General features: G+C 60.0%; 17 protein-coding genes and 1 pseudogene. 11 read left to right on the plus strand and 7 right to left on the minus strand.

All coding sequences use genetic code 11. The features are described 5' to 3' along the window. The first annotated feature begins 173 nt into the window (after positions 1-173). The 4 genes from HY067_10565 (at position 174) to HY067_10580 (ending at position 2,706) form a co-directional block, all read left to right on the plus strand. On the plus strand, positions 174-1,019 hold the full coding sequence (locus HY067_10565; GenBank protein MBI3528399.1) for a TauD/TfdA family dioxygenase: 846 nt from the start codon (positions 174-176) through the stop codon (positions 1,017-1,019). 47 nt (positions 1,020-1,066) lie between these two features. Then, entirely contained in the window at positions 1,067-1,567 is a 501-nt protein-coding gene (locus HY067_10570; GenBank protein ID MBI3528400.1) for a hypothetical protein, read from the plus strand. Positions 1,568-1,620: 53 nt separating this feature from the next. Beyond that, a complete protein-coding gene (locus tag HY067_10575; protein ID MBI3528401.1) occupies positions 1,621-2,229 on the plus strand; it encodes a hypothetical protein in 609 nt (202 codons plus the stop codon). Positions 2,230-2,502: 273 nt separating this feature from the next. Beyond that, on the plus strand, positions 2,503-2,706 hold the full coding sequence (locus HY067_10580; protein ID MBI3528402.1) for a cold-shock protein: 204 nt from the start codon (positions 2,503-2,505) through the stop codon (positions 2,704-2,706). Between the two features lie 116 nt (positions 2,707-2,822). Here the strand turns inward: HY067_10580 and HY067_10585 are convergent, their stop codons facing one another. The 3 genes from HY067_10585 to HY067_10595 form a co-directional block, all read right to left on the minus strand. Further along, a complete protein-coding gene (locus HY067_10585; protein ID MBI3528403.1) occupies positions 2,823-3,095 on the minus strand; it encodes a hypothetical protein in 273 nt (90 codons plus the stop codon). Between the two features lie 170 nt (positions 3,096-3,265). Continuing rightward, the gene (locus HY067_10590) at positions 3,266-3,523 is read right to left on the minus strand and encodes a Spy/CpxP family protein refolding chaperone (protein ID MBI3528404.1); all 258 of its coding nucleotides are present in this window, start codon (positions 3,521-3,523) and stop codon (positions 3,266-3,268) included. A 36-nt stretch (positions 3,524-3,559) separates the two neighbouring features. Further along, a complete protein-coding gene (locus HY067_10595; GenBank protein ID MBI3528405.1) occupies positions 3,560-4,594 on the minus strand; it encodes an aldo/keto reductase in 1,035 nt (344 codons plus the stop codon). Positions 4,595-4,885: 291 nt separating this feature from the next. Between HY067_10595 and HY067_10600 the strand changes: the two genes are divergently transcribed. The 5 genes from HY067_10600 to HY067_10620 all read left to right on the plus strand — a co-directional run bounded on the left by HY067_10600 (position 4,886) and on the right by HY067_10620 (position 8,291). Further along, positions 4,886-5,980, plus strand: coding sequence for a saccharopine dehydrogenase NADP-binding domain-containing protein (locus HY067_10600; GenBank protein MBI3528406.1), 1,095 nt, complete (start codon positions 4,886-4,888; stop codon positions 5,978-5,980). Continuing rightward, a complete protein-coding gene (locus HY067_10605; protein ID MBI3528407.1) occupies positions 5,977-6,465 on the plus strand; it encodes a DUF2269 domain-containing protein in 489 nt (162 codons plus the stop codon). Before HY067_10600 ends, HY067_10605 begins: the two co-directional genes overlap by 4 nt. A gap of 2 nt (positions 6,466-6,467) precedes the next feature. Further along, a complete protein-coding gene (locus HY067_10610) occupies positions 6,468-6,935 on the plus strand; it encodes a hypothetical protein (GenBank protein ID MBI3528408.1) in 468 nt (155 codons plus the stop codon). After that, a complete protein-coding gene (locus HY067_10615) occupies positions 6,928-7,224 on the plus strand; it encodes a hypothetical protein (protein ID MBI3528409.1) in 297 nt (98 codons plus the stop codon). The genes HY067_10610 and HY067_10615 overlap by 8 nt, the downstream gene beginning before the upstream one ends. Positions 7,225-7,364: 140 nt before the next feature. Next, positions 7,365-8,291, plus strand: coding sequence for a cytochrome C-binding protein (locus HY067_10620; protein ID MBI3528410.1), 927 nt, complete (start codon positions 7,365-7,367; stop codon positions 8,289-8,291). A gap of 106 nt (positions 8,292-8,397) precedes the next feature. Here the strand turns inward: HY067_10620 and HY067_10625 are convergent, their stop codons facing one another. Next, entirely contained in the window at positions 8,398-8,658 is a 261-nt protein-coding gene (locus HY067_10625) for a UBP-type zinc finger domain-containing protein (protein ID MBI3528411.1), read from the minus strand. 426 nt (positions 8,659-9,084) lie between these two features. Between HY067_10625 and HY067_10630 the strand changes: the two genes are divergently transcribed. Further along, a complete protein-coding gene (locus tag HY067_10630; GenBank protein ID MBI3528412.1) occupies positions 9,085-9,288 on the plus strand; it encodes a cold-shock protein in 204 nt (67 codons plus the stop codon). Between the two features lie 143 nt (positions 9,289-9,431). Here HY067_10630 and HY067_10635 read toward each other — a convergent pair. The 3 genes and pseudogenes from HY067_10635 to HY067_10645 all read right to left on the minus strand — a co-directional run bounded on the left by HY067_10635 (position 9,432) and on the right by HY067_10645 (position 12,431). After that, positions 9,432-10,250: pseudogene (locus tag HY067_10635) on the minus strand (glucan biosynthesis protein). An 82-nt stretch (positions 10,251-10,332) separates the two neighbouring features. Beyond that, a complete protein-coding gene (locus HY067_10640; GenBank protein MBI3528413.1) occupies positions 10,333-11,541 on the minus strand; it encodes a serine/threonine protein kinase in 1,209 nt (402 codons plus the stop codon). Continuing rightward, the gene (locus tag HY067_10645) at positions 11,538-12,431 is read right to left on the minus strand and encodes a hypothetical protein (GenBank protein ID MBI3528414.1); all 894 of its coding nucleotides are present in this window, start codon (positions 12,429-12,431) and stop codon (positions 11,538-11,540) included. Before HY067_10645 ends, HY067_10640 begins: the two co-directional genes overlap by 4 nt. A 400-nt stretch (positions 12,432-12,831) precedes the next feature. Between HY067_10645 and HY067_10650 the strand changes: the two genes are divergently transcribed. Beyond that, positions 12,832-13,794: an amidohydrolase family protein gene (locus HY067_10650; GenBank protein MBI3528415.1), complete on the plus strand. Its 963-nt coding sequence runs from the start codon at positions 12,832-12,834 to the stop codon at positions 13,792-13,794. Positions 13,795-13,861: the final 67 nt, after the last annotated feature.

A 13,861-nucleotide genomic window follows, 5' to 3' on the forward strand; every position in this document is an offset into this window, starting at 1 on the left:
CATCTGACACCGACGTTATCCACGGAGTTCCGGGCGGGGCGGTGCGATAGCGAAGACAAGGAGCCTGCGGATAGTCGGGGAATGGCGACAGGGGGACCTGCGGCGGCCTGCATGATTGCTGCGTGCAGTCTAAAATCGGTCTTGTGAACAGCCGATGACAGGAAAGCTACGAAATGGCTATTGAAGCGACCCGGCAGCAAGCATCCTGCGGCGCGCTCATCCGCGGGGTCGACCTCACCAAAGACCTCTCCTCCGGGGAAGTGGCCGAAATTCGTGCCGCCTGGCTGAAGTACCAGGTCGTCGCGTTCCCGGACCAGCCGATGGAAATCGCGGACATCGAGCGCTTCGCCGCTTACATGGGACCGAACGGCGAAGACCCGTACCTCGAAGCGATCGCCGGACATCCGCGCGTGGTGCAGGTGAAGCGCGAGGCCGACGAGAAGACGCCGATCTTCGCCGAGACGTGGCACTCCGACTGGAGCTTCCTGAAGCGTCCGCCCGCGGCGACGGTGCTCTATGGCAACATCATTCCGCCGACCGGCGGTGACACCCTGTTTTCAAATCAGTACGCCGCATGGGACGGCTTGTCGGGTTCCATGAGGGCGCTGCTGAAAGGCAAGATGGCGATTCACTCGGCGCGCAAGGGCTATGCGAAGGACGGAATGTACGGCGAGCGCGACAAGGGCCGTTCGATGGCGATCAAGTACGGTGACTCGGCATTGAAAACGCAGCTTCATCCACTCGCGCGACCGCATACCGAAACCGGGCGCCTCGCGCTCTACGTCAGTCCGGGTTACACCATCGGCATCGACGGCATTCCCGACGACGAAGCCATCCCGATTCTCAAAGAGCTGTACGCCCATCAGGCCAGGCTGGAATTCGTCTACCGCCACAAATGGGTCGAGGGCATGCTGATCATATGGGATAACCGCAGCGTGATCCATGCCGCCACCGGCGGCTACGAAGGCCATCGCCGGCTGCTGCACAGGATCACGGTGGCGGACAGGACGCTGCAGTAGATGGCGTAAACCCGATGGCGGACCTTCTTACATCACTCGACCCGACTATGAAATCCATTTCCTTTTGCGTGCTCTCGCTGAACTTGCTTGCGCTGCCGGCTGCTTTCGCCGCCGATCCCTGGGAGCCCGGCGGGACGCTGGAGACTTGTCTGGAAGCGGTGCTGAAGGAACGTCCGGGCATTGTGACCGGATGGCAGCAAAGCGGCGGCGGAGAGATGACGCCTTACGTAGTCAGTGTTCTGAGTCCGGAAGGCACCAATGCCGAGGCATTCTGCAACCCGGCCAATCCGACGAACTTCCAGTTCAAGAGCAAGACCGGCCTGTTTCGCTACTCGATGTATCAGCGTGCTACATTCGCGGAAGCAAAGGCCCGCGCATCGGCGCCGGAGATTTTCACGGGCCCGGTCAGGGTGACATCAATGGAGCTTTCGGTGGGCGTAAGCGGCAAGCCGATGTACAGATACCAGATGTTTCTCCCCAGCAACCATAAAGCGACCGTCGAGATCGATGCCGTCACCGGTAGATTGAACAAGGGGGAAGTGAACTAGAGAAACAGTCCGTACGCAATTCACGCCCCATCGCTCACCATGGAGGAAATAGCATGAGAAAGCGTTTCCATTTCGCGCTGGCAGTTCTCGCAACCGGCATCGCCTTCGGCAACCTCGCCACGGCCTCCGCCGCCGACAAACTTGAAAATATCCCGCTGGTCTGGAAGCCGACCGCGCCGATGTCCGAGAGGTCGCCGGTCGATCTGAAAGGTCTCGAGGGCATCAAGTTCCAGATCGATTCTTTCACCGACAATCGCGAGGATCCCGCCTTCATAGGTCGCAATATGAACAAGGTTCCGCTGCGCAAGGTGACCACGAAGGAGGATGTCCCGCGCTTCGTGACTTATCAGGTGAAATCGCTCATGTCCGCGCTCGGTCTCAATGTGGTGGAAAGCGGTGGAGATGTCATCCTGAAAGGCGAGGTCAGGAAATTCTTCGCCGAAGAGACCAACCGCTACAACGCCGAAGTCGAACTGCAGGCCACGCTCACCGATGCGAACGGCAAGATTCTGTGGGTGGTCGCCACCACGGGGACTTCCAGCCGCTACGGAATCTCGTACAAGGCGGACAACTACTACGAGGTGCTGAGCGACGCAGTGGTCGGAGCGACACATGAACTGGTGCACAATCCCGGCTTCCGCAAAGCGTTGACCGAGAAGTAGGGATTCGGAGTGAGTCAAGAGGGGTGGACCGAAACAGCCAGTCGATCGAATGGGACGACAGCATCCGGTACCCCCCAGCCAAAAAAAGCCAAATAACCTTTGACCTTGCGCGGTTGACCACGTATAACGACGATGCAGAATTTTCAAGCGTTGAGTTTGCTGGTCCGTAGTAGCCCGGTACAACGGTACTCCTCAGATCTCCTTAATTTCACCTCTTGATGTTCTCGCTTTCGGGCGAAACGCCCATTCACTATCAGTTAAGGAAGATTTCAAATGGCTTCAGGTACCGTTAAGTGGTTCAACGACGCAAAAGGTTTCGGTTTCATCACCCCGGATGACGGCGGCAAGGATTTGTTTGCCCACTTCTCCGCGATCCAGGGCAACGGCTTCAAGTCGCTGCAGGAAAACCAGAAGGTGACGTTCGACAAGACCACCGGCCCCAAGGGCGATCAGGCATCCAACATTCAACCTGCGTAAGCAGGGGGAGTGCGGGGCCCAGGGCTGAGGAATCAGCGCTGAGCGAAAAAAGCCCGGGAAACCGGGCTTTTTTCTTTGTCGTCGTACCGATGTCGTTCGGCGCGAATTCCGCGCCCTCACCCTGGCTTTTCCGCTTCCCACCCGGGCAAGCTGGCCGCCTTCATGTCGAATTCCTGATTCTTCGGCAACGATGGGGCCTTGAGCTCGACGTCGACACGCTGAAATGTTTCAGCCAGCTTGAAGCTGATCCTGGCGAGGTTCTCCGGATTGGATTTGATCTGCGCGGCGCTTTCGGTGACGACGACGTTACGGCAGACCAGTTCGACAAAAATCCTCGCTGCCAGGTCGCGCACAGGATCTGCAGGCCGTACAGTAGCTGGAGCTGCCATGACGTTTCCGATCGGATGGGTTTGGAACCTCATGGTACCCGTAACGGTTGGGGACGGGTTGAAACGCGCAGGACGTGAATCGGACTCTTGCCCGGTTCCGGGTTACTGACGGGCCCACAACTTCCTGTTACCGCGGTCGTAAGTTATCCGCTGCCTCTACTTTTTGAAGCTCATGCCAGCGGACGATGGCCCATCCGTTGATGAAACTGCGCCTTCCAGTAGAGATCGAAGATCGTCTTCTGTTCGGGTGACAGGACGCCTTCGAAAGCCCGGGCATCCTGGGCGACTTTCTGCAACTGATCGGCGCGATCACGCATTGCCTGCGACATTTTGTCCAGCTTTGTTGCCGTATCGACCTCGGCGCGTGCTTCGCCTTTGTGCGAGCGATGCTCTTCCATCTTTGCCGTTCTTTCCTGCGTGCGTGAAATCGCGCTGTCGGCATGAGCCTGCCAGGCGACTCTCTTTTACGTGATCGCGCCTCCCGAAAACCGGTCGCGGTTCTGCCGATCGAACATCCATCCCGGATACTCGGGCGGCAACTGGCTGGCTTCGTCCAGGGATTTCAGTTCGGCTTCGGACAGCCGCAGGTTGGTCGCGGCGATGTTGTCGGCAAGTTGTTCCTTCGTTTTCGTGCCGATGATGACGCTTGCGACGGCCGGTTGATGCAGCAGCCAGCCCAGCGCAATGCGGGCAACGGAAACACCGTGCGCTTTGGCGATCGGCCGCATCGCTTCGACGCAGCGGAAGGCGCGAGGGCGGTCGACCGGCGGAAAATCGAAGCTGGTGCGCCTTGCGCCATCCGGGCCTTTATCGTTCTCGGCGAATTTTCCGGACAGCAGTCCGCCAGCCAGCGGACTCCACACGAGAATTCCCAATCCCTGGTCGAGCGCGACCGGCACGATCTCGCGCTCGAGTTCGCGGCCGGCAAGCGAGTAATAAGCCTGAATGCTCTCGAAGCGGTTCCAGTCGCGATGCTGCGAAATCGAAACCGCCTTCATGATCTGCCAGGCCGCATGGTTGCTCAGCCCGATGTAGCGCACCTTGCCGGAACGGATCAGGTCTTCCAGTGCGCGGAGCGTTTCCTCCATCGGCGTCGCCAGATCCTGTCCATGAATCTGGTAGAGATCGATGTGGTCCAGTTGCAGGCGACGCAGGCTGGCGTTCACGCCGTCCATGATGTGTCCGCGCGACAGGCCGACCTGGTTCGGTCCCGCGCCCATGCGGACCCGCACCTTGGTGGCGATGACCAGCTCTTCCCTCGGCAACTTGAGATTCTTCAGCGCCTGGCCGACCAGTCCTTCCGAATCGCCTTCCGAGTAGACGTCCGCGGTATCGATGAAGTTGACGCCCGCTTCGAACGCCGCTTTGATCTGACTTTCAACCTCTGCGAGCCCGAGCTGCCCGATCGGCTGCCAGCGTCCCTTGCCGCCGTAAGTCATCGTGCCAAGACAGATTTCCGAGACGAGCAGGCCGGAACGGCCGAGCAGGCGGTAGCGCATGACAACCTCCATGGATGACGTGAGCCTTATAGGGTAGCAAATGGCACAGCGGAAAGATTGGAGAGAAAAGGTAAAAGAGGAAAGCGGTGCCCAAGAGGATACCGGCCTAAAAGAGTACTCCAGGCTTCGCCAGGGCATTCGGCCATAAGATGAAAAAGGGAAAGGGAAGGCCGACGGAAAGGTGATGATCTTGGGTCTCGTTAAAAGCCATGACATGCCCAAGCACGCCTCCAGACGCTAGAATCGCCGAAATCGATTGTGGTCTGCGGTGTACAAATCCACATTTCCTGAATGAGAACAGTCGTCATCGGCGGTTATGGAAATTTTGGTGCGCGTATCTGCCACGCTCTTAGCGCCGATCCGGACATTCAGGTCATAGCGGCTGGGCGCGCGCCGGGCGCGATCGGTCCCCATCAGAAAATACAGGCTGTGAAACTCGATTTGCTTTCATCGAATTTCGCAGCGGATCTCAAGAAGTTGTCTCCGGATATCGTCATCCATTGCGCCGGACCTTTCCAGGGACAGGACTATCGCGTTGCGAAGGCGGCGGTTGCAGCGGGGGCGCATTACATAGATCTGGCCGACGGTCGCGCATTCGTCAACGGATTTGCACAAGAGATCGATTCGCTGGCGCGCGATTCAGGGCTGCTTATGATATCGGGCGCGAGCACCGTGCCCGCACTGTCATCTGCGGTCGTGGACGAACTCATTACCCGATTTCGGCAGATCGATGAAATTCAAACGTACATTGCTCCCGGCCAACGCGCTCCGCGCGGGACGGCGACCATTGCCGGGGTGTTCAGCTATGCAGGAAAGCCCTTTAAGTGGATGCGTGACGGCCAATGGCGCAACGCATCGGGCTGGCAGGAACTTGTTCGCGTGGATTTCTCCGGACTGGGCGTGCGTTGGGCTGCCGCGTGCGATATTCCCGATCTCGATCTATTTCCCGCGCGATATCCCGGCGTAAGGACGGTCGAGTTTCGTGCCGCACTCGAACTTGGAATTCAACATCTCGCGCTCTGGTCTGCAGCAGCGTTGCGCCGGTCCGGGATGCCTTTGCCGATCGAGCGTGCGGCGCCGTTGTTGAATCGCGTGGCATCGCTGCTGGATTGTTTCGGAAGCGAGCGCGGCGGAATGCTGGTAAGTCTCGCCGGCATCAGCAGCGACGGATCGAAGATGCGTATCGATTGGCACCTCACTGCCGATGCCAACCACGGCCCGGAGATTCCCTGCATGGCTGCAATCCTGCTTGCGCGCAAACTTGCACGCGGACAAGTTGCGGCCAGCGGAGCGTTTGTGTGCATGGGTTTTCTGAAGCTCGCCGAATTCGAGGCCGAATTTGCGCGCTGGCGCATTTCGGTTGCCATCAAGGAAGGCCCGGCATGAGCGACGCATTCTGGTTCTGGAAGACTGCACATATTCTCAGCGCGACAATTCTCCTCGGGGCGGGTCTCGCGATCGCATTCTTCTGTTGGTTCGGCTATCGCAATGCAATAAAGTCGGGTGAAATCGTATCGTTGCGCGCCGTTCTTCGACTTGCTGTGATCGCTGACGCCTGCCTTATCGCGCCCGCGGTAGTAATCCAGGCAGTGAGTGGGATTGTGCTGATGAACTTGCTCGGCTGGCCGATGGTAAGCGCCTGGTCCATGGCCGCATGGGGATTGTTCTTTCTTGTCGGGCTGTGCTGGCTGCCGGTCGTCGCGATTCAAATCATGCTCGAGAGAGAGGCAGGACGGGTATCTTCGGTCGAAGCATTGCCGGCGCACTTTCACCGCTGGTTTAGCTGGTGGTTCGCGTTGGGTGTTCCGGCCTTCACGGCCGTGGTGCTTCTCGTCTATTTGATGGTCGCCAAGCCTCTGCCTTTAACCTGAACATGGCGCGCGGAAAACTCGAGTTCATCATGCCTGCAAAGAGCGCGGATGCTTTCGAGGCGTTTTTCAATCATAACGTGAGATTGAGGTGGGACACGCTGCTCAACGTGACTTACGTTGAAGGTGGCGGATCGCATCCTTACGTTGGTGCCGTATCGACAAACGTCGGCCTCGGATGGAAAACATGGCTATCGATGCGCACGCGGTTCCTGTCCTACAACCCACCCCCGCAAGCTTCCGCTGAAATGGTCGAGCCCACGGGGCCTTTCGCACTCTGGGCTGCGTCCATGCGCTTTCGTGACAGGGGCGACGGTGGGTCGGATCTGATCTACACCTACTCGATCAAGCTGCGGCCAAAGTGGCTCGGAGCAATACTCGACCCGATGGCAGGCTATCTCTTCGCCCGGGAAACAAGCCGGCGGTTCGCCGCTATGGCGCGCTATCTGGGCAGACAGCGTTCCCATGATTGATGCGTCCCGCCGTCGATTTAACACAGCCCTGGCTGCGTCGTCTGCCCTTCTGCTCGCACCGAGAATCGGTTTCACCAAAGAGTTTATCGATGATGTAAGCCGTCTGAACGCAACCGAAATCAATGCATTGATCCGTGTCTCCTCCTATTTGCCATACCAGCGCTGGCCCTTACCTGCCCAGTTCGAAAGGTGCTATCCGCGTGCGACAGAATTCCTGGTCACGAAGAGGCAATGGGATCCGGACGGGCGATTCGGCAATCGTTGGGCAGCCGAATATCTGGGAATTTAGCGGCGGGACGCGAGAGACCGGGTATTACGCGAGACGGCGGCGGGATACACTATTCTTCCAGCGGTTGCTATCGACACAAACAATAAGACCAAGTGGGAGGGGCCATGAGCAAGTTCGCAGTCGTCCTGACATATGCTTTCCTGGCCATCGCTGCCGGCGTTCCCGCCGATGCAGCCGATTCGCTTCCGGTGTGGGCCTATCCGGTCAATCCGCCGGGTATTCAACCCGCCCCCGACGACGGTACGTTGAAGCACGTTCCAAATAGCGCAGCCGCTTACACGCTGACACAGATCCGCGATCTCTTCAGTCCGCCGGACTGGCATCCCGACAATCATCCGTCGATGCCCGATGTCGTCGGGCGCGGTAACAAGCCGGGCCAGTTCGCGTGCGGCTACTGCCACCTGCCGAACGGGCTCGGCCGTCCGGAAAACTCCAGCCTGGCGGGACTTCCCGCCGCGTATATTGCGCAGCAGGTGGCGGACTTCAGGAGCGGCGTAAGAAAGAGCTCGGAGCCGGCGAGTCTGCCGATCAATTTCATGGTCGCCGTCGCGAAGCTGGTTAGCGAGGAAGACACGAAGGCCGCCGCCGAATACTTCGCCTCGCTGAAACCGGCGCCGTGGATCCGGATTGTCGAAACCGAAACGGTGCCGAAGACAAAAGTCGGTGGCTGGATGCTGATTGCGGACGATAGCGGCGGCACGGAACCGATCGGCCAGCGCATCATCGAGATGCCGGAAAATCTCGAACGCACCGAGCTGCGCGACTCGGATTCCGGCTTCATCGCTTATGTGCCGATCGGCAGCATCCGCAAAGGCGAGGCGTTGATCACCAGTGGTGCAGGCAGGACAACGCCTTGTGCGATCTGCCACGGCGCCGACCTGAAAGGCCTCGGTCCGGTGCCTGCACTGGCCGGCCGCTCACCCAGCTATGTCGTGCGCCAGCTCTACGATATCCAGCACGGCCTGCGCAACGGGCAATGGGCGGAGTTGATGAAGTCGGTCGTCGCCGGATTGAGCGAAGAAGACATGGTGGCGATCGCCGCCTATACCGCGTCGCTCGCTCCGTGAAATGACTGCAGACGCAGCCTTTGCCGAAAAAATAGCCAGTGTTCGTCGATTGCGTGAAGAAGGCAAGGCGGGACAACCCCGCGTGGCTGCGATGAGTCCGTCCCGGCTATTCAATGTAGACCTGGTCGACGTAGCACCATCGCCATGATTCGCCCGGCTGGAAGGACTGCATGATCGGGTGGGCGGTCTTCTGAAAATGTTTGGTGGCGTGTTTGTTCTTCGAGGAGTCGCAGCAACCCACGTGACCGCACTGGAGGCAGATCCGCAGGTGCACCCATGTGTCACCTGTCTTCAGGCAATCCTCGCAACCTTTCGCAGAGGGTTTCACATCACGAATCTGACTGATGTGTTCGCAAACTGCAGGCATCGCCGCTCCTTCGATTCCAGGATGATCGGAAGAGCCCATGTTAATGAAAATCGAGTTTCCGCAAGATGCGATTTCTTTCCTGTCCGACCGCCGGCGAGCCGGAAAGCCGGGACCCGATATCCGGAGGGCGAGGACAGGCAGCTATCGGAATAACGGCCTTGCGCAGCACCCGAATGCGTAGGCCATGGTCATATAAATTCCTGGATTTATCATACAAAACAGACCTCCAAACCCCCGTTATGAGACCTTTGACCGAGCACGGGTAAAGGGGTATAAGGAAGCCGCAGGAATCTCCAAGCGCTGATATTGCTGGTCCGTCGTAGCCCCGTTAGAACGGTACTCCTCAGATCTCCTTAATTTCTCCTCTTGGTCTGCCGCCTTCTGGCGAAAGCCTCTATCACTAATTTTTTTCAAGGACGAATAAAGATGGCATCAGGTACCGTTAAGTGGTTCAACGACGCGAAAGGTTTTGGCTTCATTACCCCGGATGACGGCGGCAAGGATTTGTTTGCCCATTTCTCCGCAATCCAAGGCAACGGTTTCAAGTCGCTCAAGGAAAACCAGAAGGTGACCTTCGACAAGACGACCGGCCCCAAGGGTGATCAGGCGTCGAACATCCGCCCTGCCTGAGCAGGACGGCGGCAGCAAAGAAAAAGCCCGGGAAACCGGGCTTTTTCTTTCTGTTCCGCTTCGATGCCTCCCGCCGTTCGCATTCCGCCGATCAGCCGTTGCCGAACGGATGATACTGGTAGGCCCAGGTCTCGCTGAGCGTTTCATCGCCATTCTTCCGAGAACTCTCCGCGCGAAGCCCACAGCACCGCCTCCGGCTTCACGCCGAACGGCAGTTTCGCTAGCGGCGCGCCGAGAAACTCGACCATGAACTTGCGCACGCCTTTCGGGCGCGACAATCCGGGGACGCCGCCATTGCCAAGGCGAGTCGCCACGCATCGCGCCAGTGATGAAGTAAAAGGCTCGTCGGCGGACCACTGCAGGCGGTACTTGAAATCGAAAGTGCGGCCCGCCGCTGCTGGCTCGGCCGGCACCCACATTGCCGCGATGTTGTCGTGAATCTCGTCGTCGGTCGGCAGTTCGACGAGCTGCACGGCACCGCGATCGAATCCGGAAAGCGGATCGACCCACAGGGAAGGCCGGAGGTCGTAACGCACCCCGTCGAGATAGTGATCGAAGTTGCGGTCGCGCTGCGACAGTCCGAAACCGCGCGGCCGATCATCGGCGAATGCGGACACGACGAGGCCGGACGGATTGTTCAGCGGGCGCCAGATGCGTTCTCCCTTGCCGGTCCAGAGCGCGAGCCCGTCGGAGTCGTGCAGTTCGGGACGCCAGTCGACTGCAGTCGGTTTAATGGTGTCGGAGAACCAGTACATCGAGGTGAGCGGCGCAATGCCCAGGCGTGCGATGTCCCCGCGGACGAAGATCGTTGCATCGATGTCCATCAACACGGCGCGTCCGCGCCGCATCGAAAATCGATAAGCGCCCACGACGGATGGGCCGTCGAGCAACGCGTAGACCTTGATGGCATCGGCGGATTCGGCCTGTTCTTCGACCCAGAATTCGGTGAAGTCCGGAAACTCTCCCTGTTAGAGGGGTGCACGCGGAATCGGTTCCGACACGTAGCCTGCTCGATCCGCACAGGCGGATCGAGCACCTGCGGATTCAGTACGCGGCGACGATGACGCCGGCAAGTGCAGCGGCCAGCATGGCGCCAACCAGAATCCGCATCTCGAGATCGCGCCACATGCGTACCAGGAAGTTCGAAGGCCGGGGAGAAGCGATCAGCCTGCCATGATCTTTTTTCTCCGGTTCGGTGAGGCGCTTGAGCGCCGCGGAGGAATCGAAGAGCTGCGATACGGCCAGTCGCGTATTCGAATCGACGATGATGTTCTGCGGCCTGCCGCTGCGAGTTCTTGTGCCGGTATCGATTGCCGGCATGGTCGCGTCGCCGTCTCCGGCGCGAAATTTTTCCGTCTTGTCCGCTGCTTGCGCCGCACCGGATCGCCGATCGATGCGCTGCGTCGTATCGGTGTCTGCACGCTGAACGCCGAGCTCGTTCAGGCAAGCACGCAAGTCGGCTGCGAACTGGTGGGCGTCCTGGTAACGCTCGCCGACGTCCTTCTCCAGCGCCTTGGCCACCACGAGGTCAAGCATCGCGGGAACCTGGCGATTGATGCGGCTCGGCGGCACCGGTCGCAACTGGGAGACGTTGTACATGATCTCCGTTGCCTCGTCGCCTGCGAACAGCTTGGTGCCGGTGAGCAACTCGTACAGTACGGTGCCAAGCGAGAATATGTCAGATCGCTGGTCCACCATCCGGCCGGATACTTGCTCCGGCGACATGTAGCGCGGCGTACCCATCATCAGTCCGGTCTGCGTCTTGAGGTCCGACGAGCGCATGCGCGCGATGCCGAAGTCCATGATCTTCACGCGCCCGCCGCCGAGGAGCATGATGTTGGGCGGCTTGATGTCGCGATGGACCACGCCGCGGTCGTGCGCGAACGACAATGCGTCCGCGACCCGCTCGACGATGCCCACGGCTTCCGTCACCGAGAATCGGCGTGTTGCCGCCTGGGCGCCGAGATCCACGCCTTCAAGCAGTTCCATTGCCATGTAAACCATTTCGCCTTCGCGGCCGACGTCGTAGATGGTCACGATACCGGGGTGGCCGAGCTTGCCGGCCGCTCTTGCTTCCTGGGTGAAGCGTGCTTCGTATTCCCTGCGATCCGCATCGTCCGCCGGCACGAATACGGTCTTGATGGCGAGCTGACGATCGAGCACCGGGTCCTCGGCCCGGTACACGATGCCCATCGCTCCGCGTCCGAGTTCGCCGAGAATCTTGTAACGGCCCAGTTGCAGCATGTCGTTCATCGCAATACCCAATCGCGCAATCGGCGCAGCAAGCCGCGCTCGCCACCAGGCGCGAAGGCATACTCGATGGTCGTCGACCTGCCGGCCCGCAGATCGACGCTGGTGCGGAACGGTATTTCACCTTTTCTTCTCAGTTCTATCGTGTGCTGTCCGGGTTCGACCCGAAGACTTGCGAGCGGCGGGCTTTTTCCCCTTGCCACGCCGTCCACGAAGATATCGCCATCGGGATAGATGTCGAGTGCGAGCGTGGCCGGCTGGCCGACACGCCACTCATGGCGAATGTTCTCGTGGAAGTACACCAGTACGGCAAAGATGCCGATCAGCACCACCGCGCCCACGGCGGCGAGGATCTTGCGGCGACGATGCGCGGAAGCCGGGTCCGGGGCGAACAGTTCATGCGTGCGCACATTGGCGTCGGTGAAGATGCCGGCCGGCCGAATGGAGATCGCACGGGCGGGGGAGGATTCCCCAAGGGCTTCGCGGAACGAGCGCGACACGAACAGGCGCGCCGGACCCGCAAAATGCGCGATTGCCGACGCGGTGCCGACGGCATCGCCGATCAGGCCTTGATGTCCGCTATCGTCCGGGGCGAGACGGATCGCGCCATGGTTGATGGCCACCGCCATGGAAACGCCGGCGGCCGACGCGCTCATGCAACGTTGCGCAATGTCGAGCGCGGCCGCCGGATTGCCCAGCACGGCGATCGCCATGCCGTCGGGCGCGTCGAGAATGATCCGGATCTGCAAGGGAATGCGTATCAGCGCCACCGCAAGTGCGGATTCGAGCTGCGCGCGCAGACGCGCCTGCTCCGGCACCGGCCGGCGTGCGAACTCCGTAATGCGGATGAATACTACACTGGCGAGCGTAGGCAGGGAACCGGGATCGTTCACGTTGGCGGTCGAAGGGTGGGTAAACGCAAGATTTTACACGCGTAGAAAAGGGGAGAGGGACGCGGTGAGAGGGAAGAAGGGAAAACGGGAGTGGAACGACAACGACCGGTCCGCAGGTGAGGTGGTGAGGCTGGGGATTTTCCAGATAGGCCAGGCGTTCGCGTGCGACGGTAATTGGCGGCGCGGTTCGCGGCCGAGAGTGCGACCGGTACGAATTCGCCATTCGAGGTCGAATCGAGTTTGATCGGCAACCGTGCGCCTTCGGGATCTATGCGATGCTTCATGCCCTCGGTATAGACTGGGCGGATTCGCATCGCGATGCGCAGGTGTAGCAGGTCATTGCGTTCTCGCACTACAATAATTCCCGGGCCACGTGGCTTGTGCAGCGAAGGGTAAGACCATGACGAACGATGAGATCGACCGCCGCACTTTCATCAAGAACGCCGGGCTGGCGGCCCTGGTGGCGGCAGGCGGTCTTGCCCTGAAGGAATCCCGCGCCGAAGAACATCGCGTGCCTTTTTCTTCCGGCACTGCGGCGCCGAAGCTCAAAGCGCCGGCCAATGCGTGCGATTGCCACATGCACTTCTATGACGACCGTTTTCCTCTTGCTCCGACAGCTACGCTGCGACCGCCCAATTCGACAATCGAAGACTACGGGCTGCTCCAGAAGCGCATCGGCACTTCGCGTACCGTCATCGTCACGCCGTCGACTTACGGCACCGACAACCGTCCTTCGCTCGAGGCCGCAGCAAAGCTCGGCTTGAGCGCGCGCGTGGTGGCGGTGGTCGACGACACCGTGACGGATGCCGAGCTGAAGCGGCTCGCGGATCTTGGCGTCTGCGGCATCCGCTTCAATCTGGTACAGAAGGGCGCGACTTCGCTGGAGATGATGGAGCCGCTGGCGAATCGCGTAAACGATCTCGGCTGGCATGTGCAGATCCACATGCTGGGCGACCAGATCGTGCAGATCGAGGATCTGCTGCTGCGGCTGCCGGCCCCGATCGTGTTCGATCACCTGGGGCGTGTTCCGCAGCCCGCGGGTATCGATCATCCGTCGTATCGCGTCATCCTGGGGCTGGTCGACAAGGGGCGGGCGTGGGTGAAAGTATCGGGTGCCTACCATGATACGAAGGTCGGGCCGCCGAGCTATGCGGATACCGGCGCCGTCGGAAAAGCGTTCGTCGAGGCTGCGCCGGAACGCATGGTCTGGGGCAGCGACTGGCCGCACCCGACGGTAAAGGAAATCGCAAGCAAGCCCGACGACGCGATCCTGTTCGATCTTCTTGCCGACTGGGCGCCTGACGAACGCACATTGCGCAAGGTGCTGGTCGAAAATCCGGCTACGCTGTACGGGTTCGAATAAGAACGGGGGCTCGGGACTGGGCAAGAGCGAGACCGCCGCCGCTTTTCGGCTGCGCAAAAGCGCAATT

The organism is Betaproteobacteria bacterium (genome assembly GCA_016194905.1).
Taxonomy (GTDB): Bacteria; Pseudomonadota; Gammaproteobacteria; order Burkholderiales; family JACQAP01; genus JACQAP01.